Annotated in this window: 29 protein-coding genes; 11 read left to right on the top strand and 18 right to left on the bottom strand. The window is 62.5% G+C overall.

Annotation, left to right across the window (positions count from 1 at the left end):
* The first annotated feature begins 12 nt into the window (after window positions 1-12).
* Window positions 13-615: a nitroreductase family deazaflavin-dependent oxidoreductase gene (locus HYR72_12940; protein MBI1815878.1), complete on the top strand. Its 603-nt coding sequence runs from the start codon at window positions 13-15 to the stop codon at window positions 613-615.
* Window positions 616-618: 3 nt separating this feature from the next.
* Window positions 619-1,311 carry a 2-phosphosulfolactate phosphatase gene (locus HYR72_12945; protein ID MBI1815879.1) on the top strand — a complete coding sequence of 231 codons (693 nt, stop codon included), beginning with the start codon at window positions 619-621 and terminating at the stop codon, window positions 1,309-1,311.
* Window positions 1,312-1,382: 71 nt separating this feature from the next.
* Here the strand turns inward: HYR72_12945 and HYR72_12950 are convergent, their stop codons facing one another.
* Window positions 1,383-1,595, bottom strand: coding sequence for a hypothetical protein (locus HYR72_12950; protein ID MBI1815880.1), 213 nt, complete (start codon window positions 1,593-1,595; stop codon window positions 1,383-1,385).
* Between the two features lie 94 nt (window positions 1,596-1,689).
* Between HYR72_12950 and HYR72_12955 the strand changes: the two genes are divergently transcribed.
* Both HYR72_12955 and HYR72_12960 read left to right on the top strand, forming a co-directional pair.
* Window positions 1,690-2,673, top strand: coding sequence for an IS1595 family transposase (locus HYR72_12955; GenBank protein ID MBI1815881.1), 984 nt, complete (start codon window positions 1,690-1,692; stop codon window positions 2,671-2,673).
* Window positions 2,674-2,751: 78 nt separating this feature from the next.
* Window positions 2,752-3,207, top strand: a complete 456-nt coding sequence (locus tag HYR72_12960; protein ID MBI1815882.1) for a hypothetical protein — start codon at window positions 2,752-2,754, stop codon at window positions 3,205-3,207.
* Window positions 3,208-4,432: 1,225 nt separating this feature from the next.
* On the opposite strand, the gene HYR72_12965 is transcribed toward HYR72_12960, so the two are convergent.
* The 8 genes from HYR72_12965 to HYR72_13000 all read right to left on the bottom strand — a co-directional run bounded on the left by HYR72_12965 (window position 4,433) and on the right by HYR72_13000 (window position 8,737).
* On the bottom strand, window positions 4,433-5,206 hold the full coding sequence (locus tag HYR72_12965; protein ID MBI1815883.1) for a hypothetical protein: 774 nt from the start codon (window positions 5,204-5,206) through the stop codon (window positions 4,433-4,435).
* Window positions 5,207-5,390: 184 nt separating this feature from the next.
* Window positions 5,391-5,618, bottom strand: a complete 228-nt coding sequence (locus HYR72_12970; GenBank protein ID MBI1815884.1) for a hypothetical protein — start codon at window positions 5,616-5,618, stop codon at window positions 5,391-5,393.
* 152 nt (window positions 5,619-5,770) lie between these two features.
* Complete coding sequence (locus tag HYR72_12975; GenBank protein ID MBI1815885.1) at window positions 5,771-6,613, bottom strand: hypothetical protein; 843 nt, start codon at window positions 6,611-6,613, stop codon at window positions 5,771-5,773.
* A 74-nt stretch (window positions 6,614-6,687) separates the two neighbouring features.
* Window positions 6,688-6,936 (bottom strand): DUF4926 domain-containing protein, encoded by a 249-nt coding sequence (locus HYR72_12980; protein ID MBI1815886.1) that lies wholly within the window; start codon window positions 6,934-6,936, stop codon window positions 6,688-6,690.
* Window positions 6,933-7,355 carry a molybdenum cofactor biosynthesis protein MoaE gene (locus tag HYR72_12985; GenBank protein ID MBI1815887.1) on the bottom strand — a complete coding sequence of 141 codons (423 nt, stop codon included), beginning with the start codon at window positions 7,353-7,355 and terminating at the stop codon, window positions 6,933-6,935. Before HYR72_12985 ends, HYR72_12980 begins: the two co-directional genes overlap by 4 nt.
* Window positions 7,348-7,605, bottom strand: coding sequence for a molybdopterin converting factor subunit 1 (gene moaD, locus HYR72_12990; GenBank protein MBI1815888.1), 258 nt, complete (start codon window positions 7,603-7,605; stop codon window positions 7,348-7,350). The genes HYR72_12985 and moaD overlap by 8 nt, the downstream gene beginning before the upstream one ends.
* Window positions 7,606-7,607: 2 nt before the next feature.
* The gene (locus HYR72_12995; GenBank protein MBI1815889.1) at window positions 7,608-8,048 is read right to left on the bottom strand and encodes a hypothetical protein; all 441 of its coding nucleotides are present in this window, start codon (window positions 8,046-8,048) and stop codon (window positions 7,608-7,610) included.
* 179 nt (window positions 8,049-8,227) lie between these two features.
* Window positions 8,228-8,737 carry a molybdenum cofactor biosynthesis protein MoaB gene (locus HYR72_13000; GenBank protein MBI1815890.1) on the bottom strand — a complete coding sequence of 170 codons (510 nt, stop codon included), beginning with the start codon at window positions 8,735-8,737 and terminating at the stop codon, window positions 8,228-8,230.
* Window positions 8,738-8,870: 133 nt separating this feature from the next.
* On the opposite strand from HYR72_13000, the gene HYR72_13005 reads away from it, so the two are divergent.
* From HYR72_13005 to HYR72_13025, 5 genes are all read left to right on the top strand, one after another.
* On the top strand, window positions 8,871-9,863 hold the full coding sequence (locus tag HYR72_13005) for an efflux RND transporter periplasmic adaptor subunit (protein MBI1815891.1): 993 nt from the start codon (window positions 8,871-8,873) through the stop codon (window positions 9,861-9,863).
* 100 nt (window positions 9,864-9,963) lie between these two features.
* Window positions 9,964-10,992 carry an ABC transporter ATP-binding protein gene (locus HYR72_13010; protein ID MBI1815892.1) on the top strand — a complete coding sequence of 343 codons (1,029 nt, stop codon included), beginning with the start codon at window positions 9,964-9,966 and terminating at the stop codon, window positions 10,990-10,992.
* A gap of 226 nt (window positions 10,993-11,218) precedes the next feature.
* Window positions 11,219-12,166, top strand: a complete 948-nt coding sequence (locus HYR72_13015; GenBank protein ID MBI1815893.1) for an ABC transporter ATP-binding protein — start codon at window positions 11,219-11,221, stop codon at window positions 12,164-12,166.
* 139 nt (window positions 12,167-12,305) lie between these two features.
* Complete coding sequence (locus HYR72_13020) at window positions 12,306-13,472, top strand: ABC transporter permease (protein MBI1815894.1); 1,167 nt, start codon at window positions 12,306-12,308, stop codon at window positions 13,470-13,472.
* 5 nt (window positions 13,473-13,477) lie between these two features.
* Window positions 13,478-14,614 (top strand): ABC transporter permease, encoded by a 1,137-nt coding sequence (locus HYR72_13025; GenBank protein ID MBI1815895.1) that lies wholly within the window; start codon window positions 13,478-13,480, stop codon window positions 14,612-14,614.
* A 136-nt stretch (window positions 14,615-14,750) separates the two neighbouring features.
* On the opposite strand, the gene HYR72_13030 is transcribed toward HYR72_13025, so the two are convergent.
* Window positions 14,751-15,575: a polysaccharide deacetylase family protein gene (locus HYR72_13030; protein MBI1815896.1), complete on the bottom strand. Its 825-nt coding sequence runs from the start codon at window positions 15,573-15,575 to the stop codon at window positions 14,751-14,753.
* Window positions 15,572-18,364 carry a proprotein convertase P-domain-containing protein gene (locus HYR72_13035; protein ID MBI1815897.1) on the bottom strand — a complete coding sequence of 931 codons (2,793 nt, stop codon included), beginning with the start codon at window positions 18,362-18,364 and terminating at the stop codon, window positions 15,572-15,574. Before HYR72_13035 ends, HYR72_13030 begins: the two co-directional genes overlap by 4 nt.
* Before the next feature lie 128 nt (window positions 18,365-18,492).
* Between HYR72_13035 and HYR72_13040 the strand changes: the two genes are divergently transcribed.
* Both HYR72_13040 and HYR72_13045 read left to right on the top strand, forming a co-directional pair.
* Window positions 18,493-19,035: an archaeosortase/exosortase family protein gene (locus HYR72_13040; GenBank protein MBI1815898.1), complete on the top strand. Its 543-nt coding sequence runs from the start codon at window positions 18,493-18,495 to the stop codon at window positions 19,033-19,035.
* The gene (locus tag HYR72_13045; protein MBI1815899.1) at window positions 19,019-19,690 is read left to right on the top strand and encodes a hypothetical protein; all 672 of its coding nucleotides are present in this window, start codon (window positions 19,019-19,021) and stop codon (window positions 19,688-19,690) included. Before HYR72_13040 ends, HYR72_13045 begins: the two co-directional genes overlap by 17 nt.
* Before the next feature lie 10 nt (window positions 19,691-19,700).
* Here HYR72_13045 and HYR72_13050 read toward each other — a convergent pair whose 3' ends face one another.
* From HYR72_13050 to HYR72_13080, 7 genes are all read right to left on the bottom strand, one after another.
* The gene (locus HYR72_13050; protein ID MBI1815900.1) at window positions 19,701-20,150 is read right to left on the bottom strand and encodes a hypothetical protein; all 450 of its coding nucleotides are present in this window, start codon (window positions 20,148-20,150) and stop codon (window positions 19,701-19,703) included.
* A gap of 132 nt (window positions 20,151-20,282) precedes the next feature.
* The gene (locus tag HYR72_13055; GenBank protein ID MBI1815901.1) at window positions 20,283-21,527 is read right to left on the bottom strand and encodes an adenylate/guanylate cyclase domain-containing protein; all 1,245 of its coding nucleotides are present in this window, start codon (window positions 21,525-21,527) and stop codon (window positions 20,283-20,285) included.
* A gap of 343 nt (window positions 21,528-21,870) precedes the next feature.
* Window positions 21,871-23,358, bottom strand: a complete 1,488-nt coding sequence (locus tag HYR72_13060; GenBank protein ID MBI1815902.1) for a hypothetical protein — start codon at window positions 23,356-23,358, stop codon at window positions 21,871-21,873.
* Window positions 23,359-23,423: 65 nt separating this feature from the next.
* A complete protein-coding gene (locus tag HYR72_13065) occupies window positions 23,424-24,860 on the bottom strand; it encodes a hypothetical protein (GenBank protein ID MBI1815903.1) in 1,437 nt (478 codons plus the stop codon).
* An 81-nt stretch (window positions 24,861-24,941) separates the two neighbouring features.
* Window positions 24,942-25,271: a hypothetical protein gene (locus HYR72_13070; protein MBI1815904.1), complete on the bottom strand. Its 330-nt coding sequence runs from the start codon at window positions 25,269-25,271 to the stop codon at window positions 24,942-24,944.
* Window positions 25,272-26,111 (bottom strand): hypothetical protein, encoded by an 840-nt coding sequence (locus tag HYR72_13075; protein ID MBI1815905.1) that lies wholly within the window; start codon window positions 26,109-26,111, stop codon window positions 25,272-25,274.
* A 2-nt stretch (window positions 26,112-26,113) separates the two neighbouring features.
* The gene (locus tag HYR72_13080) at window positions 26,114-26,362 is read right to left on the bottom strand and encodes a hypothetical protein (protein ID MBI1815906.1); all 249 of its coding nucleotides are present in this window, start codon (window positions 26,360-26,362) and stop codon (window positions 26,114-26,116) included.
* Between the last annotated feature and the right edge of the window lie 456 nt (window positions 26,363-26,818).

Below are 26,818 nucleotides of genomic sequence, written 5' to 3' on the forward strand. Positions count from 1 at the left end.
GCTTGCTCAGCGATGGCGACGGCTTCCGTGCCGCTTCTGCATGCGGTAGTTTCCAACGTGACCAATCGCTGTTCCGTCGAGACGCAGTTCTTCCGACTGCTCAACCGGCTCGTGGAGCCCTATATCCGCGCCGGATGGGCTGCCCCGCGCTTTGTTCCCGGCGGCCTCGTTGTGCTTGAAACCAAGGGCCGCAAGACCGCCCGTCGCTCCAAGGTCCCCCTCGCGGCCATTCGGATTCAGGACCGCATCGTCGTCAGCACCTTTCGCGGTGATCGGTCGCAGTGGGTAAAAAACGTCGCCGCCAACCCCGAGGTGCGCTATTGGCTGCGCGGGCGAGCTAAGCGAGCCACGGCGCATGTCATCTCTGCCGCGCATCGCACGCAAAGCCAGAGCGCCTTGCCACCGACACTGCGCTGGCTCGTTCCGACGTTGGCTCCGTACACTTACGCCGGCTGGGCATTTGCTGTTCTCAGTCCACAGGGCGGGCTTCGCCCGCAGCCCAAAGCTGAAAGTCCAAAGTCCAAGGTCCAGGGTCCAAAGCATGCCCTGAGCAACGTCGAAGGGTCGAAAGTGGCGGGCAAAGCTCCTCGCGCCTCGCGCGCGGCATCGCGCTAACGGATGGAGATCCGCATCGACAGCCTGTTGCGCGGCGCGCAGGAGGCGGAAGGGACCGTCGTCATCGTTGACGTGTTGCGCGCGTTCACGACCGCGGCGGTCGCCTTCGCACGTGGTGCGGCACGGATCGTTCTGGTGGCTAGCGTCGATGAAGCGCTGGACCTGCGCAGCCGCGGCGTCGGTGAGTTGTGCATGGGCGAAGTTCACGGCAAACGCCCAGCCGGTTTTGATTTCGGCAACTCGCCGTTCGAGCTCTCGATCGCCGACGTGAGGGGACGGACGTTGATTCACTCAACCACGGCCGGAACAGTGGGTGTCACCGCCGCGCACAAGGCCACGCAAATCTTCGTGGCGGCATTGGTGAACGCGCAGGCCACGGTGCAAGCGCTGCGGCGCGATGATCCCGCGGTCGTCACCATCGTCGCCATGGGCGCGCAAGGCGAGACCCGCGCCGACGAAGACGAACTGTGCGCGCTCTACCTCCGCAATCTCTTGCAAGGCCGTCAACCCGATCGCGACGCTGTGCGACGCTTGGTGCTGGCGAGTGCCGAGTCGCAGAACTACGACGATCCCTCACGCCCGCAGTTTCATCCCAAGGACCGCGAGATCGCGTTGCAGATCGATTCGATTCCGTTGGCGATCCGTGTGGCGCGTGAGGGTGGCCTGTTGATCGCCCGCGCCGCTGCGCTTGCCTGACTCGTGCGGCGCAAGAAAGCAGCGGACTCGTTCAGTACCGCTGATCCAGCGGCATCAGAACCATGTGCGGGTCATACGCTCGGCCACCATCGCCTGACCTGCCGGCAGTATGCTTCGTACTCTTGCCCGAAGGTTTGCCGTAGAGTGGGCTCCTCGTACCACATCACGAAGACGTGAGTTGCAAGAATGAAGAGGCCAGCATAACCCAGAAGCGGCAACGACTCGTAGAAGAGCGCGGCGCCAGCGAGGGCGAGTCCTGCGCCAATGTACATGGGATTCCGCACGAAACGGTAGGGTCCCCGAATCACTAGTCGGCGAGGCGGATCGAAGGGTATTAATATACTTGACTGGACCGCGCATCGGTGCTAGATTCATGGCGTGCCGAAGAAGAAAGAGCGAACTGGAACCGGCCCGCAGACGCTCGCGGAAGCCATCAAGTATTTTGCTGATCCTGCTGTGGCCTTCGATCACGCGAAGGCACTGCGCTGGCCTAGTGGCGTAGTGAAGTGCCCGCGCTGTGACTCCGCCGACGTGTGGTTCTTGGCGAGCACGCGCACGTGGAAGTGCAAGGCGAAGCACCCGCAGCGCAAGTTCAGCGTGAAGATCGGGTCGATCATGGAAGACTCGCCGCTTGGCCTCGATACGTGGCTCGCTGGCATGTGGATGATCGGCAACTGCAAGAACGGGATCAGCTCGTATGAGATCCACCGTGGCCTAGGCATCACCCAGAAGTCGGCGTGGTTTCTGTTGCAGCGCATCCGGCTCGCGATGCAGACGGGCACGTTCGCCAAAATGGGCGGCAGCGGTCCGGTTGAGGCGGACGAGACGTTCATCGGAGGCAAGGCGCGCAACATGCACAAGCACATCCGCAAGCAGCGGATTCGCGGCACTGGCGGAGTAGGCAAAGAACTCGTCATGGGGTTGCTCGACCGCGAGACGGGGAAAGTCCACGTCAAGCATGTCGCGGACCGCAAGAAGAAAACCCTTCAGGCCGAAGTGACCGCGCACGTTGAACCGGGTGCGGAAATCTTCACCGACGAACTCGCCAGCTACACCGGACTCGATCGCGAGTTCGTCCACGAGTTTGTGAACCATGCGGAGAGCTACGTGCGCGGCAATGTCCACACGAACGGAATCGAAAACTTTTGGTCGCTGCTCAAACGCGCGTTGAAGGGCACCTACGTCTCGGTCGAACCGTTCCACCTTCACCGCTATTTGGACGAGCAGGCGTTTCGCTACAACGAGCGCAAGCACGAAGATGGCGACAGCGGGCGGTTCGATGAAGTGCTGTCCGGCGCGTTCGGCAAGCGCCTGACCTACAAGCAACTGATCGGCGATGGGGGACAGGCCATAACGTCATGAATCAAAAGGCAACGGCGCGGGGTTGACCGCAAGTGCCCTAGGCGATAACCTGCGTTTGCGGGGAAGGAGAGCCACGCAATGGCAGACATCGAAATTCGCCACAGTCGCGCGTTGATTCGGCAAATCGAGCCGCGGAGAACGCTCGTCTTCGTCGTCTGCGTCGAAATCGAGAAGCAGGCGAGCCCTGATGGCGAAGTCGAATATATCTCGACCGTTCTTCCCCTCGAAGAGGGGACGGTCATTTCTCACGGATCGACCCCGGACGAGGCGGAGTCGAATGCGCTTACCCTCTTTCAGCAGATGGTTGACCATGCCTTGGAGGCGGATCAGCTTGGCGAACTGCTTGGTGATTCCGATGTCATGCAGAGGGTTAATGTATCAATGGAGGAACTCGTGGAGTCGATCAACTCCATTGTCGAAAGACAAATTTCCGGTGGGCATCGTCGCGCGGATAGAACGGCTGCTCGCATTGTTCCCCCTGCTTGGTTTTTGGCGCAAGGTTCTCCCGACGATTCGGAGTGTGCGCACAGCTAACTAGTAGTGAGTGGATGCGGGGTTGTTGTGGCTCACATCGTTTCAGTAATCGGTCATCGCCTCAGAGACATGCTCCTTCTTGATCGCTGGGAGATGCTATGGGAAAGGGCTGGCCACTGTCACTTGCGGTCACCCCGTGGAAAGCATCGCGGATTCCCTTTGAACTCGGTAGTACCGCTCAAATTGGTAAAATCGATCTCTGAGACCGCAGGGTGGAGCACCGACAGGTTTGAGGAGCTTCGCCAACAAGTGTTGCCAGTGGGGGCAAGCGAACTTGCTCCCGGATCGATCCTCACCGCCGCCCCGAAGCGATTGCAGTGAACTCGCAGCGGTAAGAGCGTGGCAGCATGCCGGGAAGAGCTAAACCACCGTCACTCGCCCACACCACTCTAGTGTCACCCTTCGAGCGTTTCGAAAAGTTTGCTCGCGCTATCTTCGCCGTTCCAAAAGAGGAAATAGACGCGAAGCTTGCCGAGTATGAGAAGCGGAAACGCAAGCGTCGCCGGAAGGCCGCTTGATTTCAGTTACGGTCTCACGGCCTGACTTATGGATTGAGCCTGTTGGTCCTGCCAAAGCACAATCCCGACAGCCACCGTGCCACACGCGAAAAGCGTTAGCACACCAATGAGGATTAGGCCGGATCGATCTGCACGGCTGCTCGCCAAGCCGATTTGGAGAACCTCAATTCCCTTTACGATAAGGTAGAACGCGAGAAGATAGGTGAGAATCTGAAGCATGCCAGCCATTCGCAAACTGCCTCCTCTGTTTCTCTCGCGAAGGCATCTACCATGCTGGGCTAGGTCCAGTCAAATATATTAATACCGATCGAAGGGCGCCGGAGTCCCTCTCCCGATCGATGCGAAGGTGAGTATGCACCACAGAGCGACCGCCGCACCAGCGGCCGCGATAACCATCCCAGCAACCTGCTGCACTTCAATCGCCGCAGGGCGGACAATGCCCGACCAAGACAAGAGGCGAGCCGGTACGTAGATGAGCACGAGGCCGATGAAGAGCGCAGCGTAGGTGACCGCACGGACAAGAACAAACATATTTACCTCTGGTGCGTAGTGCCGCCTAACTACAATTCGACGTCCGAATGCCGCATGGCTGCACTAAATTCTACTTTCAAGGGCTGACCCCAGCGGTTGCTATGACCCCAGCGGTTGCCACCGAACGACGTTGCGATGAGCCGCGCCTGTTTCTGGCGTCGGTCTCCATCGCCGCGTTATGTTCCATCGCCGAAGTAGGCCAATACGCCTTCCTCAAACGCCTCCAGCAATCCGGTGATGGTCAACTCCGTTCGGACCACCTTCTCCTTGCGCTGAGAGAAAACTGAAGTGTCGCTGACTTGCAACGCCAAGCGCCCCTCATGCACGAACTTGCTGCGCAGGTCGTAGAGAAACTCCGCGACCTTCTTGATCGACGAGACGGGGATTCCATCCAAATGAATGGCGTTGCAGAGTGCCTCCTTGCGGGGTTGCGGCAGACGATCAAAGAAGGCGATGCAACGACGAACGGAGCCGTAGGAGGCCTTGTACCTTTCGTAGAGCGTGCGCAACGCCGCCGGATCACCAACAGGGAACGTCCTTTCGGGATCTTCACCACATAGCCATTCGTAGAAGTCCTGATGCCCTTCATCCGACAGAGACTCAACTAGCGAGAAGAACGCGACCAGTTTGAAGGTGTTGGTGAGATAGTCGATGACTGGATCAGATCCCTCGACGGCAACGCGCCAGTCGCCTTGCTTGACCAGAAACAGATAGAAGGACGTCACACGAAGAAACTCGTCCTTTGTCGCAGCAGAGGGCAAAGACGAGTAGAAGTGCTCGAAGCTTGCCCGATTGTTTTGAAAGCGTGAAGCTAATGCGGCGTACGCATAGCGTTTGAATTTTTCCTCGTCGCGAACGTATCGGCCGTTGGAAACCATGATCAGAGCTTCAACCGGGAACATAACGCCGTGCGCGTGAACCGCAAGCGCGGTAACGCACGCGACGAGCACCGGCGCTCAAGCCGATCGGTTCGACGCGCGGGTTTGGCATCGGCCTCAGTCGCACGCATCGCCGCAAGAACGACCCGTCTCGATCGGGGCGGCCCACTTCTGCTGCTTCATGAGTGCGGCGCTCGAGAATGCGTCGTGAAGGTTCAGCGCGCCGAGTCTCGTATCCCTGTCCACTCGTTCCCGATCAGCGTTCGATCGAAACCGTACCCTCAACATCCACGGTGTTGTTCACGTCGATGCTACCGCCCTGAACACGGACAACGGGGATCTGCTCTATCGCCACCCGTTCGGACATCAGATTTCCCGCAGTGAAAGGTGCGGGAGTATTGAGCCAGATACCGGCGAGCAGAGCCGCTATCACGGTAAGGACGGCGCACTTGTAGATCTCCAAGTACTTGCTACGTTTGTTCACGTTGTCCCTCCTCCCATTCCGTCCACCGATGCGGGAATGCAGACGGGCTGGGTCAATTCCGTGCAGCCCGTATCCCGCCTGCCTACCCTTCGACGTCCGAATGACGGCGCACCCGCATCTGGTGGTCGGGGCAGGAACGCTACGATCTGCATTCAATTCGTCGTGTCATGCTCATATGTGGCACTCGATTTCCCAGGAGCAAACACTAAGGTCTCCGGACCAAGGCGGTCGATCAGAGCGTGGAACTCTTCGTCGAAAATCTCCATTCTGCGATGCCAGACCGACTCACCCAACGAGAAGCTCGCAGCTAAAACTCGGAGGACGCGATACGTAGTTGCGATCAACCACGCCACGTGCCGAAGGTAAAGCCTCCCGCCATCGCCTTCGCGATCACGATACTCCATTGCGTTCTCGAATGTCGCGGTACTTTCGGAGAGGCTCACGGTCGTACGGATTTTCCCAGCGACGGCCACGAAGTTACTATGAAACATAGACGACGCAAGCTCGAAGGCGGCGTTCAACTTCCCCATTAGAGGGTCGTCTTTTGGAAGGATGGCCCAACTCTTTGTAAGCTTCTGGTACTGCCCATCGGCCGTGAGATAGAGGCTGGCAAGTTCGGGCTTGCTTCGCGACAAATATGCGATTCCAGCGTTCTCGATCATCGTGCGCGCGTGGCCGAAGAGTTCGAGGGATTGGCCGCGCAAAAGATGGGCGGCGGCGTGAAGATATTGAGAATGTGCGGATTGGAACATGAGCACCCGGAGGACGAAGTCTGGCGCCGGTGTTGGACCCCCGTCAGTGTTCAGCCAACAAGTCAGCGGAGTACTCACACCCTCAGGGGCCACCTCGAGTTCTCGCCGCAGGCTGTCGAAGAGCAAGGGTAGTTGTTCGATGAAGGTGACCAGCCCCATCTCGCGTAGGTACCTTCGGTTCTGCTCGACCTCGTGCTGGTCATTGTCCAACACGTGCCAGATGGGGTTGTCGTCAGAGGGCATCGTCAGTACCACCTACAACTCAACGTCCGTGCGGCATCGGTGAGTCCTGCTGATAGCCGGAGGCCTTATAGCTGCTAGCCACCGGCTGCGGCGGTCTCTGGCGGAACCGAGCGCACGGCCACCAGGTCGTTCTCAAGCACAGGGCGGACACTGCCGACGGTGAGGGTCACGACGGCTTGGGTCTTGCCGGATGCGCGGACGAACTCGACCTCAAGCGCCTCGTCGTCGTAGACTTCAACGACCGCCCCGAGATCTCCCTTCTCCAGTCCGTGCTGGGGAAGATCTCGATCGAGTACGACCGTGTCCAGCAATTGGTAGGTCATCTCTTCTGACCGGTCTGCGAGCCGATCCACACTTCGCCGCCGTCGAAGTGTTCTTTCTTCCAGATCGGCACCACTTCCTTGAGACGATCGATGGCGAAGTGGCAGGCCTCGAACGCCGCGACGCGATGGCTCGATGAAACCGCGATGGCGACACTGGCTTCGCCGATCGGTACCACGCCGATGCGGTGGACGATGGCGATCGCGTGAATCGGCCAGCGCGTCTTCGCCGTCTCGCCGATCTTGCGTAGCTCGGCGATCGCCATCTCGAGATACGCTTCGTATTCCAGTTGCGTCACCTGCCGGCCGTCGTTGTGATTGCGCGTCGTGCCGAGAAACGTGACGATGGCCCCGGCCGTGGCATCGCTAACCGCGGCGATCAGTGGCGCGAGGTCGATTGGCTGCGCGACGATTTCAAACATCACAGCCTCCACTCACCGGCGGAATCAGCGCGATCTCGTCGCCATCGGTAAGCACGTGATCCGGGTCGACGTACTCGCGGTTCACGGCGACCGACACCGACGGCCGCAGGGCAACCAGCGGGGGAAACTCGCGGCAGAGGTGATCGAGCACCTCGCGCACGGTCGCGCCAGCCGGCGCCGACCACGTGGCCTCAGCGCGATGCAACTTTTCTCGGATCGAGGCGAAGAAACGTACGTGGAGCTGCATCATCGTCACGCAATCGGATCGCGCAAGCGCGCGAACGGCAAGTTCGCCGGGCGATGCAACACCAGCAGCGCCGCGGCGGCGAGACCAAACGGGACGAACTCGTTGGCGGCGTGGGTGACGAAGCCGAGTACCAGACCGCAGATCGCGACCGCTTCGCTCAACCCCCACACGACGATGCTGTGACGACGCAGATCGGTATCCGCGAGCGTGGCCGGCCCCTCGGACGAGAGGAACCGTCCGCGCCACCACAGCGACACGGCGCCCAGCGCGATTGCGATCCCGGTGAGTGCATAGCGCAGAGTATCGCCAGCACTCGCGGCGTCCTCCGGCGCGCTGGCGAGCACCAAGCAGACCCCGGCGTAACTCCCGAGCGCGACGAACATGCCCCCCCAAATCACGCCGAGGAGATTTTTCATGCGCGCGACCTGCACCGTCATCGCCATCATCTCACCCACATCTTGTCACCCGCATCGGGCTTTGCACACCAATGGAGCAACCTCCCCACTCGTCATTCCGGCGAAGGCCGGAATCCAGGTTCACGCCCCACGTCCCCGCCTGGATACCGGCTTTCGCCGGTATGACGGACCCACAATCTGTCACGGCTGTGCAATGCGCCCGCATCGCATCAGCCCCGCACCAGACCGGCCACGTGCGCCAGCTCGGGGAGGATCAGCTTGGTCATCGCCAACTCGACGGCGGCGGTTGATCCGGGCAACGAGAAGATCACGCGGCGCCCGGCGACACCGGCGGTAGCGCGACTCAGCATCGCCGCTGCGCCGATCTGTTCGTAGCTCAGCATGCGGAACAATTCGCCGAAGCCGGTGATCTCTTTGTCCAACACCCGCGCGATGGCTTCGTACGTAGTGTCGCGACGCGCCAGGCCGGTGCCACCGTTAAGGATCAGGACTTCAACCGCCACCGGCGCGGCATGGATCGCGGCGATGATCTGATCCGGTTCGTCTTTCAGGATTTGATACAGCTCGATGCGGTGATTCTGGGTCTCCAACAGCGTGCGAATCGTCCGGCCGCTGGTGTCGGTGTCGGGCGTCCGCGTGTCGCTCACGGTGATGATTCCGCAGCCGACTTGCGTCGCCCCGTGCGCACGATGGCCCGAGTGCGAAGAGTGGACACTCATGGGCCACAGCATACCAGCGCCGATCGCATTGGGAAATGCGGTTGTGGGCGTGGTGGGTGAGTCGATTTGAAGTCCTGACCTTTGTCATCTTGGCGCAGATGCGCAGGCGCGGGGTTTGTGGTCTAAGACGGACATGCGAAGACGGATCGTTGTTGCCATTGTGCTGATCGTCGTCGCCGGCGCGACGTTGGGATGGTGGCGTTGGCAAACGGTGCGTGACGGCAACCACAAGGCGATCCGCGGTACCGGGATCATCGAGGTCACGCAGGTCGACGTCGCCTTCGAAGTGCCGGGGCGCATGATAGAGCGCTCCGCCGACGAAGGCGTGATGCTCGACAAGGGTGAGCCGGTCGCGCGCCTCGACGATCACGAGTATCGGCTGCACGTCGAGCGCGCCACGGCGGCCAAGGCGGCGGCCGACGCGCATTACCGCATGTTGGTGAAGGGGTCGCGCGCGCAGGACATCGATCAAGCGTTGGCCGCGCTCGAATCCGCAGAGAGCACTCTGCTACTGCAACAGCGCGAGCAGAAACGGTTGGCAAAGTTGGCGGCCGACGGCGTGGTTTCACAGGGCGAGCTCGACCGCATCAACTCCGCCCTCGACACCGCTCAGGCGGCGCGCGACCGCGCCCGCGCGCAGCTCAACATGTTGCGCGAAGGGTTTCGCCTCGAAGAGATCGAACAAGCCCGTGCGCAGTTGCAACAAGCCAGCAAGGAATTGGAACTCGCCGAGTTGAACCTGGCACGCTGTCAGCTCTACTCCCCGGCCGCCGGTCGCGTGCTCAGCAAAAGTCGCGAAGCGGGCGAAATGGTCCAGCCCGGCACGCCGGTGGTTACACTCGGCGATCTCACCCGACCGTGGCTGAACGTCTACGTCGGCGAACGTGATCTCGGCAAAGTGTGGCTGGGAATGAAGGCGCGTGTGACCGTCGATTCGTTTCCGCACGATCCGTTTTCAGGCAAGGTGACCTTCATCTCCGAGCGCGCCGAGTTCACGCCGAAGAACATCCAAACCCCCGACGAGCGCGTCAAGCTGGTCTACCGCGTCAAGGTCGATGTGGAGACGCGCGACCAAGCGCTCAAACCCGGCATGCCCGCCGACGCCGAGCTGCCGCTGGAGCCATAGAGGAGGACTTCAGGAGTCGGAAGTCAGGAGATCCAAGCATCCCATGTCCCAAATTCCGCAATCCACAATCCGCATTCCGCAATCCGCATTCTGACTCCCCATGTCCCCCGCCATCCACGCCGCGCACCTCGCCAAACGCTACGGCACGGTTGAGTCGCTGCGCGACGTCAGTCTCGACGTGCAGCCGGGCGAGTTGTTTGGACTGGTCGGCCCCGACGGCGCGGGGAAGACGACGTTCCTGCGCATCCTCGCTTGCCTGCTGCGACCGAGCGGCGGCCGCGCCACGATCGACGGCCTCGATGTGACCGAACATGCCAGCGAGGTGAAAAGCCGCATCGGTTACATGTCGCAACGCTTCAGTCTGTCCGAGACGCTGAGCGTGTTGGAGAACCTGCTCTACGTGGCGGAGATCTGGGGCGTGGCGCCCGGTACGCGGCGGCAACGCATCACGCGGCTACTCGAATTCAGCCGGCTCGGTCCGTTTCAAAATCGCCTGACGCGCAATCTCTCCGGTGGCATGAAGCAGAAGCTCAGCCTGGCGGCATGCCTGATTCATCAACCGCGCATCCTGCTGCTCGACGAGCCGACCATCGGCGTCGACCCGCTGTCGCGGCGCGACTTCTGGTTGATCCTCTACGATCTGCTGCAAGACGGCTCGACGATCTTGCTCTCGACGCCGTACATGGACGAAGCCGAGCGCTGCGGGCGCGTCGCCTTTCTGCTCGACGGCCGCGTCATCGCCTGCGGCGCGCCGCCGCAGCTCAAAGCCGACCTCGGCATCGCCGTGCTCGATCTGCGCTGTGCGCAGCCGCGCGCCGCGCAGCCGGCGTTGCGTCGCATCGACGGCTTCGCCAACACCGTGTTGTTCGGCGAGCGCATCCACGTCACCATGCCGCGCGCCGGCCTCGATGCCGACGCCGCAGTGCGCCGCGCGCGTGCAGCCGGGATCACCATCAATGAGTGGCACGTGCGCGAGCCGTCGCTGGAAGATGTGTTCCTGGCCTATACGCATTCCGCGGCTGCTTCTTCTCCCTCGCCGTCTGGAGGCTCTCGATTTTCTCCGAGACAGCCCTTCGAGACGCCGCCAAAAGAAGGCGGCTCCTCAGGGCGAACGGAAAAGCCCTTGTGACTCCGAACCCAATGGTTCCCAGACCGTTCGTGCTGAGGCTCTCGAAGCACGCGCTCCAGATGCGCAAGGGAGGCCTGCGATACGTTCGCTGCGCTCACTACTCGGGCAAACGGATATTGAAACGGTGCGACAAGAAACCGTTTCCCCGAGTAGCAGCACTGAGTAGCCGCAGGCTTCGTATCGAATGGCTGCGTATCGAGGGGCTGCTTCTTGTGAGGCCTTCCGCATGACTCAACTCGCCGTCGATGCGGAAGGCCTCACGCGCGTCTTCGACCGCTTTGTTGCTGTCGATCACATCGATCTGCAGGTCGCGGCTGGCACCGTGTTCGGTTTCCTCGGGCCCAACGGTGCCGGCAAGTCGACCACGATCCGGATGCTGTGCGGCATCCTGCGGCCATCGAGCGGACGCGCCACCGTTGGCGGCTTCGACATCGCCCGGCAGACCGAGCAGGTGAAGAGCCGCATCGGCTACATGTCGCAGAAGTTCTCGCTCTACGAAGACCTCACCGTGCTGGAGAGCCTGCAGTTCTTCGCCGGCATCTACAACGTGCGCGGCGCACAGCGCGATGCGCGCATCGAATGGGCGCTCGAAATGGCCGGCCTCAAGGGGCGCGGGACAATGAAGACCGCCGCGTTGGCGGGTGGCTGGCGCCAGCGCCTCGCGCTCGGTTGCGCCATCTTGCACGAGCCGCCGATTCTGTTTCTCGACGAGCCCACCTCGGGTGTCGACCCGGCCTCGCGCCGCAACTTCTGGGAGATGATCGGCGAGCTGGCGGATCGCGGCATTACGGTATTCGTCACGACGCACTTCATGGACGAGGCCGAGCACTGCGATCAGCTCGCGCTGATCTACGGCGGCAAACTGGTCGCGGCGGGCAGTCCGTCGGCGCTGAAGACCCAGCACATGTCGCGCGCCTTGCTCGAACTGGAGTGCGGCGATCTGATGGCCGCGTACGCCGCGCTCAAGACCGAATCGGCACTCGCCGCGGTGGCACTGTTCGGCAACGCGCTCCACATCGTCGCCGACGACGAAACCGCGGCCCGCGCCGCCATCACGCGACAGCTCCAGCAACACGGCGTCGCCCTGCTGCGACTCGAACGCATCGAACCGTCGCTGGAGGACGCCTTCGTGGCAATCATCGAAGCGAGCGAGGGGGCTTCTTCTCCCACATGAAGCCGCGTTGGTGTAATCTGCGCGCGATTTCTCATGTCCCCGTAGGGGCGAGGCATGCGTCGCCCGCGAATTGGCAGCGCGGCCCAGCAGAGACCGGAGGGCGACGCATGCATCGCCCCTACGAGAACCTCCTTCGGCCATGACCACCGAATCTCGCGTTCGCCGTTCGTTGCGCTCGATCCGCGCCATTCTGCGCCGCGAGTTCATCGACATTCGCCGCGATCGCCGCAGCCTGTTCCTCACCTTCCTCTATCCGATCAGCATGCTGATCATGTACGGCTACGGCATCCGCTACGACGTCGACAACGTGCCGCTGACGATCCTCGACCGCAGCGAGACGCCGGAGAGCCGCGACCTGAGCCAGCAGATGCTGCGCTCGGGCTACTTCCAAATCGTGCGCTACGCCCGCTCCGAACGTGACGTGGAGCGCGACCTCACTACCGACGCCGCACGCGCGGCCGTCGTCATCCCGCGCGACTTCGCCGATCACTTGCGCGCCGGTACGCCGACCGCCGTGCAAGTGCTCATCGACGGCTCGGACTCGAACACCGCGACGATCGCCCAAGGCTACGCGCTGGCGATCATCAATCGCTATCTGGCCACGCTCACGCCGGCACAGGTCATGAACGCCAGCACGGCGACCGCAACAACGCTGGTCGCCCCGATCGAGGTGAAGAGTCGCGTCTGGTACAACCCGGAACTCAAGAGCGTGAACTTCATCGTGCCCGGCGTGATCGCGGTGATCATGATGATCGTCGGCGCCATCCTCACCGCGCTCAGCATTGTGAAGGAAAAAGAACGCGGTACGATCGAGCAGATTCTCGTCTCGCCGATTCGCCCGTTGGAGATGATGATCGGCAAAATCATTCCATACGTCTTCATCGCCTTGCTCGATCTCGTGATCATCATCACCGCCGGCTATCTCCTCTTCGAGGTCCCGATCAAAGGCAGCCTGTTCCCCTTGGCGGTGTTTGCCATCCTGTATCTGATTAGCTCCCTCGGTGTCGGCGTGTTTGTCTCGACCATCGCCGACAACATGCAGAATGCGATGCTGGCGGCGATCTTTCTGTCGCTGATGCCGGCCGTGTTGCTCTCCGGCTTCGTCTTCCCGCTGGAGAACATGCCGCTGCCGATCCGGATCTTCAGCTACTTATTTCCGGGGCGCTACTTCGTCACGGCGATCCGCGGCATTTATCTCAAAGGTGTCGGACTTGGCGTGCTGTGGCCGGAGGCGGTGTCCCTCATGGTGTTCGGCGTGAGCATCGTGTGGCTGAGCGCGTCGCGCTTCCGCGACACGTTGGAGTGATCGCCATGATCGCCTCGCTCGCCCGCATCTACCGGATCATCTGGAAAGAAGTCATCCAGATCCGTCGCGACCGGCGCATGTTCGGACTGGTGCTGCTGATGCCGGTGATGGAACTGTTCATTTTCGGCTACGTGGTTTCCACCGACATCGACAACATCGACCTGGCGGTGTGCGACTACAGCCATTCGGCGGAGAGCCGCGCCTACGTCGACCAACTCGAGCGCAGCGGCTACTTCCGTGTGCGCGACGACTGCGCGGGGGTCGGCGCGGTCAACCAACTGCTGGATCGCGGTCGCGTGCGCGTGGCGCTCGCCATTCCGCCCGACTTCGCCGAGCGACTGAAACGCCGCCAGCCAGCACAGGTGATGGCCGCCGTCGATGGCAGCAACTCGAACACTGCGATGATCGCGTCGTCGTATCTCGAACAGATCACGCTCACGCAGGCGGTCGACGTCCAGTTCCCCGGCGGCGGTGGGCAGACGCGCCTGGTGCGCCATCCGTTGGTGGCGGTGGAACCGCGCGTCTGGTTCAACCCCGAGCTGCGCAGCGTGAAGTTCATGGTGCCGGGGATCATCTGCGTGCTGCTGATGGAGTCGCTTGTCATCCTCACCGCCATTGCCATTGTGAAGGAGAAGGAGCGCGGCACGATGGAGCAGCTCATCGTCACGCCGATTCGTTCGTACGAACTCATCATCGGCAAGGCCGTACCGTTCATCGGCGTGGGGTACCTCAACGTCGCGGTGGTGATCCTGGTCGGCACCTACTGGTTCGACGTGGCGATCCGCGGCAGCTTGCCGCTGCTGCTCGCGCTCAGCGGCCTCTTCATTCTCACGTGCCTAGGGATGGGCCTGGTGGTGTCGACGATTTCCAACACCCAGCAGCAGGCGTCGATGGCGGGTCAGTTCGTCATTCTGCCGAGCATGTTCTTCTCCGGCTTCATGTTCCCGATCGCCAGCATGCCGCCGCTGGTGCAGAAGTTCACCTACCTGATCCCGCTGCGCTACTACATCGCCATCTCGCGCGGCATCTTCTTGAAGGGCGCGGGCTGGGCCGAGTTGTGGGATGAAGCCGCGGTCCTCGCCGTCTACGGCGTGCTCATCCTCGGCGTGGCGAGCACGTTCTTCCGCAAACAGATTAGGTGAGGTAGGTCCGTCATACCGGCGAAGGCCGGTATCCAGACGGGGGCGTAGGGCGCGATCCTGGATTCCGGCTTTCGCCGGAATGACGAGGTGGGAGGTCACTCCATTGTCATTGCAAAAGTCAGTGAGGCGCGATCAATCACTTCGCAGCGCGTTGTTGCGTGAGCACATACTCGGCAACGGTGCCTACCGGCGCGGTCCACAGCGCATTCGCCGGATCCAACGCGTACGGCAGGAGCTTCTGCAGCATGGCGATGCGCGTCGTCTCGCGACCACTCTGCCCGATCTCGTGGCCAACCAACACCACCCACTGCCCGCGTTCCTTCGCGGTTTCCAAAATCGGCTGGAGCTCTTCGAAGTCCAACCCGTCCATCGCCATGCCGGTGACCTGTGCGAGATCGCAAAAGGCGGGATCGTTCGCGGTTTCGCTTGCCCACTCGCGTCCATACGCAAACATTGCGGCGACCAGCGGGACGTAGCTCTGCGTATTCTGCGCGCGACCGACCGACGTGTGTCCGCACGGATAGGCAAATGACCGCGGCGTCACGCCAAGCAACTCGGCAATGCGGCGATTCGCGCCGTCCACTTCGCGCTGCATCCGCTCCAGGGTGTAGTCCTCGATCGCCAGGTCATTTTTCTTGACCCACGGGAAGTTTCCCGTGCACGGATGATTGAGTGAGTGATTGCCGATCTCGTGACCGGTGCCGACGGCTCGCTTCCAGCCATCGAGCTGCGACTGAACGTTGCTGGGCAACACGTAGAACGTTGCCTTGATTCCGTACCGATCCAACAACGCCATCCCGACGTCGATCTGACTCGCGCGCGCGTCATCGAAGCTCAAGCTCAGTGCCGCGCGCTTGGCGTCGGGCCAGATGAAGGCCGCCGGTTGCGTTGCCCGCTGACACTGAGTCGCTGGCAGAGCGCACACACCAAGCACGAGGAGTGCGAGCCGCCGGCGCGTCACGTTCCCGGAACCGTGACGTGCACGCGCGTCTGACGACTCGGGTTCCCGCCAGCGTCAGAGACGATCACGAAATAATCGAACTCGCTGGTGCGGCAGGTGGCGCCGGGACAGAAAAACGGGTCGAACAAAAGCGGGACAGACCCGGTGCCGCTGGCGGGGCTGATGACGCCGTCGGCGATGTCGACGGTGACTCCGTTGTCGTCGGTTCGGCCCATGTGCCAACTGCTGGCGTTACCGTCCGGGTCGAAGAAGCTGAACGAGAGCGTGAACGGTTGGCCCAGCGCCACTGTGCAAACGTCACTGCCGTTGCAGGTGAATGCCGTCACCACCGGCGCGGGGGCGTTCACTTCCAGACACCAGCCAAGCAAGCTGCCCATATCGTCGACCGCATTGTCGGACACGTTCAGTCGCCACATGCCCGCGACGCTCTGCCCGTCAAACGCGCTCAACGGGTTGTTGGGCTTCACGCTGCCGTCGATTGCGGCCATCGGACTGGTCACGGCGGAGGCCAGACATTGCGTTTCCACGAACCGTCCCGCCTCGTCATCGAGCACGCATGAGATGTTGTTGCCGCTACAGCTCCCGGATGTCGCGGGAACACCCGGCCGATCAAGCAGCACGACGGTCATACCGGTGGTGACGTGAGTGAGCGAGACCTTCAAGTCACCGACCCACGTGTGGTCAATGTCGAGACGGACGTTGAGATCGGCGATCGTGGTCTGATTCGCGATCGTGATCGAGTTGTTGATGCCGGTCGGGTTGTTGTCGGGAATGAGCGCGGGGCTCGACAGGGTATCGCAAAATGGTGCGAGACTCGGGGTCGGCGTCGGGGTACGCGAAGGGGTTGCGGTCCGCGTGGTGGTCTGAGTCACCGAGGGTGTTCGCGTCGACGTGCCACTGGCGGTGGCAGTGGCGGTCACCGTTGGCGTCGGCGACGGGGACGAGGTCGGCGAGTGGCTGGCCGTCGTCGTTGGCGTCGACGATGGAGATGAAGTCGGCGACTCGCCGGCCGTCGCTGTTGGCGTCGATGACGGAGATGAAGTCGGCGACCCGCTGGCCGTCGCGCTCGCCGGGGCCGTGGATGTCGCCGAAGGTGCCTCCGTCTTCGTCCGCTTCGATGGAGGAGTCGGTGTCGTCGCGGTCGCCGACGGTTCCACGGTCTCGGTCCCCGAGGTCATGACGGTCGCCGTCGCGGTGCGCGTGGGCGTACGGGTCGGGGTTTCCGTAGGCGGTTCGGTCGACGTCGCCGATGCCGATGGTGTCACCGTCGGTGACTCGGTTTCAGTTGCGGTTGCCGTCGCCGTCTCGGTCTCCGTGCCCGTTGCGGTCACGGTCGGCGTCACAGTCGGCGCCGGCTGCGCCAGACACAGGAGCAGCAACGAGTCGAGGCACGACGGGAACGTTTCGTCGGCGATGCCGTCGAGATTGGTATCGATGCCGACCATGCCGCCCGCAAGGTAGAGCAGCCGCGACATGCCGCCGGGCGCGTTCACCTTGACCTTGCCGCTGGTCGGACACGGTTGCCCCACCGCCTGGGCCAACGGGGTCAGCGTTTGCAACGTCACCGTGCCGCCGTAACACGCGGCCGTAATGTCACCGTCGATGCTCAACACGGTCGGATTGGCGCTGGCGTTCTGTTGCATCACAAAGTGGCCGAACGTCACGGCAAACGGCGGGTCGGTCGCCGCCGCGCCACCGCCGGCTTCGCTCGTCGCGATCGTTGCCGGGCCGTCAAAATCGAGCGAGTAGTTGACCGGCACGCAAGCGGCGTTGAAGGTCGCCACCGTCACCGCGACACTGGTATTCGCGAACGTCACCTGCACATCATCGCTACTTGGGAACAACGTCTCGAGCGTGCCGTTGAGGACGAGATTCGCGCCGGTGGCCTTGCACGTGCCGCCGAGTTGCGGATCGACGGTGCCAGTGAAGTTGGCCTTCGCAGTCAGCAGCTTGTTGTTCGCCTGATCGCGGAACACTGCGGTCACGTCGACGGTCGCCATCCACGGCGGGAGCACGAGCGGGCAAAAGCCGGTGCCGAGCTTGACGCTCCCGTCGATCGTCGCCGTGCCCGACGGGGTCGCGATGCGACAACCGACGAGTTTGATCGTCAGCATCGAATCGCCGAACGGACACGTCCGCGTCACCGAACCGCCGAGCGGACACGAACCGGCGGCGCCGCCGTCGTCGAAGCTCGCGGCACCACCGAACTGCAATCCACTGACGAGCGCGGTGACCACCGACGGAATGGCCGTCATCCCGTTGGCGACGATCACAGCGCTGCCGGCCACCGACTCGGCCACCGCGGCGCTACCCGGCGTATGGCTGGGCGCGACGGTGAGCGACGCGGTCGGCGTCGCACTAGCGGTCGCCGTGCGCGAAAGCGTCGGCGTGCTGGTGAGCGTGGCGGTGTGCGTAGCAAACGGCTCGGTAGACGTACGTGTGACCGTTGCACTTGGCGAGGCGCCTTGAGTGGAGGTCGGCGAAGGTGATGCGATTGGGGTTGCCGTGTCCGTCGGTGTCGGCGTCGCTGCGGTGAGCGGCCCACCGAACAGGAGCGCCGCCGTGGCGTCGAGATCATCGCCGGTGATGTGGCCATCGCGATTCGCGTCGGCACTGTCGTTACCGAGTTCGCCGCCGAGGATGCGTTGCAACGCCGTGAAGTCCGCCGCCGACACGCGGCCATCAAGATTGCTGTCGCCCGGGATGAGCGCCGCAGCAGGACGTGGTGAGAAGAGCAGGATGGCCGCGAGGGATGCCCGCTGAACCGACCGCCATCTCTGGTGCCTCATTCGTAGCTTCCGTGTTCGGGCCTCGATAACACCACGACCTAGCGCGCCGCAAGGCTTTGCTGCTTCAGTACCTTGACATTGCGGACACCCCCCGCAACAATCCGCTGCACTTCTGATCGCACTCCCGCATGTTTCGACGTCTCGCCGCGGCCATCGCCGCCCATTGGTTAACCATCCGGGTGGTGGGCGCGTTCGTTCTGTTGATCGTGGTGTTCTTCTCGACGTTGACCTACGCGCCGATCGTCGAGCGGTTCGACGTGGCGTCCGGACTCGCGCAGCTCGCGGCGTGGATGGCGTGGCTGATGCTGAAGGTGCTCGGCGCCGTCGTCGGCTTCGAGGTGACGAAGCAAGGCACCATCTTGGGTTCGGGGGCGTTTGAGGTCGACGTCAGTCCGGCGTGCTCGGGCGCGGTGCCGACGATGATCTATCTCGCCGCGGTGTTCGCTTATCCGGCAAAATGGCGGGCGAAATTGATCGGCGCGGGTCTCGGCATCGTGGTTATTCACTCCGTGAATCTGCTGCGCGTCAGCGCGCTGTTCCTGATCGGGTTGTACTTCCACCGGTTGTTCCACGAAACGCACGTCTACGTCGCGCAGGCGCTGGTGATCTGCATCGCCGTGGCGACGTGGCTGTACTGGGCGGGACGATTCGTCGATGCGCCTGGGCGTTAAGCCCGCGGTGTTCTTGCTGCGCCTGTTGGCGTGGTTCGCCCTGGTCTACGTGGTCTGGGCGCTCACGCCGCTGGCGACGATCTACACGCAACTGTTGGCGTCGTTGACGAACGCCGCGATTCGGATGACCGAATGGTTCGGCGACGCGAACGTGCGCGGTGGCACTACGGTGTTCGCGCGCGGCGAGGGCATCTACTTCGCGCATCGCTTGTTCCCGAACGCCGAGCCCCCCGGCATTCCCGGCGATTGGGTGCAGGCGAATCTGGTGCTGCTCATCCCGCTCATGCTGGCGACGCCGGCTGCGACGTGGGCGCTGCGCCTTCGCCGGCTGGCGATCGCGCTCGCCTGCGCGGTTGCGTTGCAGGTGTTCGGCTTGGTGGTAACGATCAAAGCGGCGTGGTCGACCGAACTGGGCGAATTCAGCTTCCGCTACTTCTCACGCAGCGATCGCTTCATCTACAGCTTCCTCGACGCGTTTTGTCAGAGCTTCGATACCCAACTGTTCCCCTTCGCGATCTGGGCCGGCATCCACTTCCGCCAGCTCACCGGGCGGAGCGAGCCTGCCGCGCCGCCGCCGCAGTCGTCGTCAACGAAACCACGCGCGAAATCTCGCCACAAGGCGAAGGCGGCCGCGCGCGCTGCGCGCTCGTCGTAGCGCCGCGCACTCACTCCTTCCAGCCAGGCGGCGGTGGGATGTCGTGATCGCCAACGCGCTTGGCGTAGGCTTCAACCACGAAGAAGAAGTTCCCGTTAGCATACATCGTCTCGACATCCATTCTCAGTGCAGTAGTTCCGCCGCTCTCGAGTTGGATATCTTTGTCTTCTTGGATCGTTTGGAGCGGCCGCGATTCACCGCTGGAGAAGATCCTAAACAAGAGGCGTGCGCCGTGTGTGGTCTCGGCCATCGTGTTCCGCAGCTTCCCTCGCACCTTCACGTTACGTCCGTCGGTCAAGAGCGACGTGGTAAACACTTCGAGTCGTCCCAACGGATCCACGACGCCCTTGGTCTCGGTGCCCGCATACAGCTCGCGCTCGCGCTGCATCTCCGGCGGCGGACACGCCGTGAGCATCAGGCCGGTCAGCAGCGCGGCCACACGCCACGCATTGCGCATCATCGAGTTTATCATCGCTGGTCCCTCCCGCGCGCTTTGTAGGTCGGGCGACGACGGCGCGACAAGCGAAACCGACACGAAAGTCTTAGGCCTCTGGCTTGGCGTTCTTGGCGACTTGGCGGTGAAATGTTTGTCTCATTTGGCGACCGCATCCGGTTTGCGGCCGACCAGCAAGTACGCCTCGGCCTCCTGGTTCCCCTTGAGCGCGACCGTGCGTTGTGTCTCGAATTCGAAGGCAGGGGACAGGCGCCAGTAGCTCACCTCCGATACCTGCACGCGCCCGGCGACTCCGGTGCTCTCCATACGGCTGGCCAAGTTCACCGTATCGCCCCACACATCGAAGCTATACTTGCGCCGGCCGATCACACCGCTGATCACCGGCCCGGTGCTAATGCCGATGCGCACGCCGAGCGGCAAGCCGATCTCAGCGGCGGTGCGGTCGATGATGCCCAGCATGTCGAGGCTGAAGTCGGCCATCGCTTCCACCGCTGCGGCGCCGGCCGCCTCGCTGAGCACGCCCGTGGCCGCCATGTAGCAGTCGCCGATAGTCTTGATCTTCTCGATGCCGTGGCGCGCCGCCGCTTCGTCGAAGCGTGAAAAGATCAAGTCGAGCATCTCGACCAGATGCGGCGGCGAGAGCCGGCGGGCCAACGTGGAGAAGCCGGTCAGATCGGCGAACAACACCGTCGCCTCGCCGTGGCTGTCAGCGATCGTGCCGCGGTCCTGCTCGAGCCGGGCCACGATCGATTCCGGCAGCACATTGCTGAGCAAGTCAGCGATGCGGCGAGTCGCCTCACCGAGTTCTTGGCGCGCCAAGAACGATGAGTTCTGGTAGTAGCGCATGCCGTAACCGACGAGCGCACACACATTGAGGAGGATGAAGACGCTGGCGCGTTCACGCGCGGCCACCGACTGCGTCACCAGGGGGCCGAATTGACGACTCAAAACTTCCGAACCGACGAAGGTCGCAGTGATCATGAGGTAAGCGACCAGCGCTCTCCGGCTTTCGACACGAGCAAAGAGAAGCACCGCAAACACTACGAAGCCGACAAGACCGATCCGCACGCCGCTCTCTGGCCCGAGGCTAACGAGTAGGACGCAATAGTAAGAGCACGCGACTGCGAGGCCGGTGAAGCGCCCCGCGATGGTGAACCCGCCAGCGTTCAGAAATCCCGCGACCAACAAACCAACGAGATGGAGCGCCAGCACAAGCGCGAGCCCTGTGCTCTGGTCGTTGAGGAGTGACATGCCAATCCCGGCAACCGCCACCAACGCCAGGAGTGATCCGGCCAGGTTGCCGGCCCGTACCGCGAACGCAATGTCGAGCGGCATCTCCGGCGTTACGCCGAGATCAACCAGTCGTGCAAAAGTCTTCGTCATCGCGCTGCCCCGACTCGCTTAGCACAAGCGCGCGTTGCCTGAGTAACCCCTGCCCCTAAACCCAGAAATGAAATCTCACGCAGAGCCGCAGAGGGCGCAGCAAGAATCACTGCAACGGAACGGCTCATCGAGCGTGAGCGCCACCCGAATAGAGTTCAAGGGCCTTTGCCTGAGGAAACTTCTCAGCATCCTGCTCTGCGGCTCTGCGTGAACTTCTTCCTTCTTCATATCGAGGCTGCGACCGTCACCGTTCCGCTGTGGTCGCTATCGAAGAGGGGCAGACTTCGAGCGACAGTGTGCCGAGCGCGATGTCACACCCTGTACGAGTCTCCGTGTTGCCATCCTACGGCGCCGCGTACGCACCAATGTCGCAGGAAGTACGGGACCAGCCCCGCTGATCGACATCGAACATCGCACACTGCACAGGGCCGCCCACGCCAATGGCGGGGCTCGTGTTCGACAACTTCATCGTTTTGGTGCCGCCGCCGTTCTTGGCCAGGGCCCCGACGTGTGGATTGGTCGCGGTGAGGTCGCCCGCCGCGCTGGTGAGTCCGCAGTTGTTCGTCGGATCTAGGGTCAGGTTGTGGCCGTTATCGGTGACCGTACCGGCGATGTGCACACAATCCCCGCCCGAACTCTGACTGTTGGCGATGATGGTGTTGGCGACGGTCAGCGTGCCGCCTTCGTCGGCAATGTTGCCGCCGATACCGTCGCCACTGAAAGCATTCTTCGGAGCCTTGTTGCCGCTCAGCGTGCAGGCTGTGAGGGTCAGCGCGCCAACGTTCATAATCCCACCGCCCTTGGCGCCGGATGAGCCGAAGGGCGGGACCGAGTTGCCGTTCAGCGTGGAGTTGTTGAGGGTCGCCGTGCCGTCGTTGAAGACCCCGCCGCCGAAGCCGCCTGCAGACGAGTTGCCGTTCACTGTGGAGCTGTTGAGGGTCAGCGTGCCTCGGTTGGCAATGCCGGCGCCGATCCCGCCGCCGACGCCATTGGCGCCCGGGAGCGAGTTGCCAATCACGGTGGAATTGTTGAGGGTTACCGTGCCACCGCTGACGTTGTAGATGCCGCCGCCGTCGCCGCCGGGATTCTTGTTGCCGCTTAGCGTGGAGTTGGTGAGAGTCACCATACCGCCGTTGGCGTTGTAGATGCCGGCGCCCAAGCCGGCCAGGTTCTTGTTACCGCTCAGCATGGAATTGGTGACGGTCAGCACGCCGTCATTGTAAATGCCGCCGCCATGGCCGCCCGCTGACGAGTTGCCGCTCACCGTGCAGTTGGTGAGCGTCAGATACCCGCCGTTGAAAATGCCGCCTGTGCTGGCCGTAGACGAATTACCGCTCACCGTGCAGTTGGTGAGCGTCAGCGTGTCGAAGTTGCTGATGCCGGCACCATCACCCCCAGCCGCGCCGTTTTTGATCGTGAGGTCGGAGATAGTGGCCGTGCCGGAGTCGATCTCAAACACTTCCGTGCTCTTGTTGCCGTCGATGGTCAACGAGCTGGCACCCGGGCCGAGGATCGTGACGTCGTCGAGGATCTTCAGGAAGGCACCGGTGGTCAGTTTGATGGTGGTTTTCGGCGGCACGTTGAACACGATGGTGTCGGCCCCGCTGCCGGCGGCGCAGCCGCCAACCGGCGTGTCGCTGTTGGAAGAGTCGATCGCGTCGCGCAATGTGCAACCTCGGCCGCCGGTGGTGTCGCTCGTGTCGTTCACCGAGATCGTGGCGGCCGACGCCACCAGTGGCACCAGCAGCAAGAGACTGCCACCGAGAACCGTCAGGGCACGCGAACGTGCGGTCACCCACGCGAGGAATGGAACGTGAATACGTGTGCTCATCGGAGACCTCCTGTTGTTGTCGTCGTCATTCTTGGCGTCCTGTCAGTTGTGACCAGCGCCAGCGCTCACGGCATGCGCGCGGTGATGTTGCCGCGGCCGTCGACGCGAGGGTTCTCGGCACTCCACATGATCGGCACCGAGGCGAACGAGCCATTCTGATCTTCGCCGAACACGCCGGAAGCAAGGTTCTTCACTTTGCCCACGAACAGCCAACCGATGGAACCACCGCTGACCGTCAACTGTGGATTGGTGGGCAAAGACAGCAGCCCCAAGCCGGCGCTGGTGTCGGGCTGCCCGCTTCGTACGAGAACGAAAGCATTGTTGCCGCCGCCGCTGTACCCGTCGCCGGCGAAGATGCCGCTGGGTGTATCGAGAACCCCGGTCACTTTGCTCGAGAAGTACAGGTAGTCGCTCGGGTTGCTGAGCGCCAGCGAGACGTCTTCCGGAAAGTCACCAAAAGTTCCACCGGCGATACCGCTGGTGGGCTGGCCCTCTTGGATAACCGCCTCTGTGTGGCAGTACGAGACGCCGGGGTACGCAATCTCGATCCCGGTGTCGGCGGTGCTGCTCGCCCCGAACGCCGCTTTGGCGCGGAAGCCGAGCGCGAATCCCGAGCCGTGATGATCATCCGTGGCGAGGGCGAGGTGCTGCTTCGATGTGAATTTGGCGTAGTCGGCGCCACCGAAGTGCGATGCGCATCCAGCCTCGCCGGCCTGCACCGCGAGCTTGGGGTATCCTAAACAATCCGCGCCAATGACCAGCGCGGTGTCGTTGCTGCCATCACCGAAGACGGTACCGCCGGTGGGAGGATTCACCAGCTTGGTCACAAACGCCACTCCGGCACAGTTTTGAGCGCTGATGAAAGCTGGCGCCGACGAGGTTTCCAGCGAGCTGGGAAAGTCGCCGTAGACGGTTCCGGCGATCGGACTCGGATCGCCCTCTCCCGCCCTCCACTGTTTGCCAATCGGCGGCAGATCGCTGCCAAGAAGGTAGTAAGCCATTTCGACTTTCGTATCCTGGTTCAGCGGCGGCGCACCGGCGCCGACGGCTTTGGAGCGATACGAGACCGCCGCATAGAGTCCCTCGATCGCAACGGAGGGGTTCTGCCCGGCAAACGGGCCATAGAAGCCGTCGCCCGCGACATCGAACGGATCCCCCTCGTTCGCGATATCAATGATGTGTCCAGTGGCATAATCGTAAAGAAAAATTCCGGTGTTGGGCGCGAGGCCTTGGAATTTCGCCGCGAAGACCGCAACGAAGTCGCCGGAACCCGCCGTGTCGGCGGCGATCGCGGCGCGTGCGCTGGTGGGAAAGTCCGCGAACAGCCGGCCGTTGAACTTGCCGCCGGCCCTCACGTCGTTCTTGGCCGCGATGTCGTACCAGCCGGGAATCGGTGTGCTCACATTGGCCTGCTGCGTGTAGAACAGCCCACCCGCCGCCGACACGCCGCGTAGCGCGAGCAGTGCGGCGATGATTGTGGGGACGATTCGTCTCGGGGTCATGCGTGTCATTGAATCACCCTCCCTTCGTCTGCAGAGCCATGCCTCGCGACCATTGCGTCACTGGATGCGTCAGCGCACCCGTCACTTTATGCTCGGCGGGATGACTCTGAATTCCGTAGCTGCGGGCGTCACGACGTTGAGGGTGATCGTGCCGTTTATCGCTTCCTGGCAATTGGGGCTGGTGGTGCCGGCATCATCCTTGGGGTCGGATCCCGGACCGCCCGAGCCACCCCAGAAGTCGCTCGTCGACGTCACGATCAAGTTGTGCGGCGTTGCATCCGTGTCGTTGATTTGGGCAAACAGGCCACAGTTTGCACCAAATGTCCCGATGTCCCCGAAGTATCCCCCATTTGCGAAATAGTCGTTGTGATCGAGCGTCACCGATCGATCGGCCGTGTTGTCGCCACCCATTTACACGGCTACGCCCGAGCGGTTACCGACTATGGCATTGTGGCTAAAGATCGCTGTGCCAAGATTGCCGGGAGTCGCCAGAAAATTGAAGATTGCCACGCCGCTTCCGCCGTTGGATACGACGACGTTTTTCGTGACAACGGCGCCGGCGCCGAAGAACTGCATGCCGTCGCTGGCATTATTTCGGGCTACATTCCCTTTCACGATTGTGCCGGTGCCGAAATCCAGGAAACCTGCGGTCGCGCCACCAATAGCGGCGTTGCCACTCAAGACCACGCCCGTTACTGGTCCGCCCCCCATCGTCGCAATGTTTTCGACAACAAATGCTGGAGCGACATTCCCGGCTACGGTCACGCTCGCGCCGTTGATCTGCAGGCCGAGGTTACGAAGCGTGAATCCCTGATTCGCTTTACCAAACACGACGCTGTTTGCGTCGATGTTGACCTGCTGCGTCAGTGTCCCCCCGTCGAGCACGGTCGCCCCGGAGCCGTCGCGGGAAACAATCGTGAGCGGCTTGTTCACGTCAATCATGATGCTCGACACAGCCACCTCCTCACCCGGCGAATTGCCGAACGTGCCGTCGCCATTGAGGTCACCGTACACCCCGGGACCAACGATGATCTTGTCACCGGGGCTGGCGTTCGCAATCGCTTGACCGATGGAGCGGCAGAGCGGCTGGAGCGTGACGCCGCAGGTGCCGCTGTCGACGCCTTTGTTGGAAACGTTCAGGGTCGCCGCGTGCGCCGCCGCCGTGAATAGCACCCACGCCAAAATGGCGAGCCCCACTCTCGGTGGAGCGACCGGTTTCTGCGTGCCCTCGCTGTCATTCATCGTTCGCATTTCTAGCCTCCTTCGTTCCTCGTTGATGTGGTTGCGCTAGTTGCCCACGACACTTGCCGCTCGGGGTCGGGGTGATACGCGCAGCGGGCGCCGGTTCTGATCGTGACGCCGAGGTGGTAGCCGAGAATCGGATGATATTCGGTAATGTTGCCGATGGCGGCTTTCACGCGTTTCGTCACGGCGAGCCGCGCACGTTCCGAATCGGATTGCTGGCTGGAGTGATCCTCGGTTGCGCCTGACGGCTCGACCAAATCGGTCGCCGGAAAGCTCCGCCCCGGATGGCGCAGCAACTGTGCGAGATACCGCAACCCCTTGCCGTCGCGCAGACGAAACAATGTGCCGCCGTACTCGATCGTCCAGTACTCGCCTTCCTGCCGGAACACGCCAACAACGATCGGTGAGACGACCGCGGCCGTGCCCGACACGGCAGGGCGCGTGACCCTGCGTGCCTGTGAAGCCATGTTACCTCTTAACCAAGGAGGCGTGACGTTCGACGGCACAGTGTGCCGCGAAGAGGGCACAAATGCGGGCGAGCGACCAGCGGAGAAGAATTCAACGCGGCGGCACGGAGTTACCATGTGTTCGGTTGGAGTGAGCTGAGAAAGATGGGAGCCTCACCTTGTGCACGCGGGACACGCCAAACGTGGCCGCAAGATTGTTGCACCAAGAAGGGAGGCTCCCATGACCAAGGTAGTGCAGCGACCCGA

This window comes from Deltaproteobacteria bacterium, from assembly GCA_016178705.1.
Classification (GTDB): domain Bacteria; phylum Desulfobacterota; class Binatia; order HRBIN30; family JACQVA1; genus JACOST01.